Source organism: Streptococcus sp. CCH8-H5, assembly GCF_001556505.1.
In the GTDB taxonomy this organism is placed as follows: domain Bacteria; phylum Bacillota; class Bacilli; order Lactobacillales; family Streptococcaceae; genus Streptococcus.
Genome location: NZ_LSIZ01000021.1, coordinates 1 through 266 on the forward strand (window position 1 = coordinate 1; position 266 = coordinate 266).

Below are 266 nucleotides of genomic sequence, written 5' to 3' on the forward strand. Positions count from 1 at the left end.
ACCAACGCCATCAACTGACTTGGTAGTTGAGCCATCATCAAATGTTGCTGGAACATCATCGTTCATTGGCACACGTCTATCGCCTTCAGTAAATACAGGTTTACCAGTTTGTGTAGCACCTTGGATATCTGTTGTTTCAACTGGTGTTGCAGTTGGAGTTACTGGAGTCACAGTTGGTGTATAAGTTGCAGAGGCTTTGGTTCCGTTCTTATCTTCACGAACAACCGTTACAGCCGGTGCAGTTCCGACAAATGATTTCTCAGGAA

At 44.7% G+C, this 266-nt stretch carries 1 protein-coding gene; it reads right to left on the minus strand.

Annotated features, from left to right (window positions below):
- Positions 1-266: hypothetical protein (locus AX663_RS00710; protein ID WP_156430741.1), on the minus strand; the 266-nt coding region annotated here is incomplete at both ends.